Source organism: Bacillus sp. SIMBA_154, from assembly GCF_046536015.1.
GTDB lineage: Bacteria > Bacillota > Bacilli > Bacillales > Bacillaceae > Bacillus > Bacillus pumilus_P.
Genome location: NZ_JAWJBV010000112.1, coordinates 1 through 343, shown reverse-complemented (window position 1 = coordinate 343; position 343 = coordinate 1). Strand labels below are relative to the sequence as shown.

General features: G+C 55.4%; 1 protein-coding gene and 1 pseudogene. One reads left to right on the top strand and one right to left on the bottom strand.

The window, feature by feature from the left end; all coding sequences use genetic code 11:
* On the bottom strand, positions 1–68 hold a 68-nt coding region (locus tag R0K30_RS21350; RefSeq protein ID WP_410612776.1), incomplete at its 3' end, for a MerR family DNA-binding transcriptional regulator.
* Positions 69–131: 63 nt separating this feature from the next.
* Between R0K30_RS21350 and R0K30_RS21345 the strand changes: the two are divergent.
* Positions 132–343: pseudogene (locus R0K30_RS21345) on the top strand (MFS transporter); the annotation flags it as partial.

Here is a 343-nt window from a genome sequence, read left to right as displayed (position 1 = left end):
CTTTCTTCGTAATAGCGCAGCAATCGGGATGGAATGCCTGTTCGTTCGGCGACGTCAGAGATCCTCATCGTTTCGGCCTTTCTGCTTCAGCCACTTGCCTTCACATCGATGTGAAGGATCAGCCTATCAGTATGAATGTCGAACAAACAGCAAATGCATACCTCCTCAAACGGCCGATTCTCATCCTGGCGGGATTCGTCCTGTTGGTATTCTGCACCGGAACTGCTGAATACCTCGTTGCCGGTATCCTGCCGCAACTGGCCGCCGATCTGGACGTGAGCATCGCGACCGCCGGACAGACCGTTACCGCATATGCGCTCGGAGTTGCGATCGGCGGCCCCAT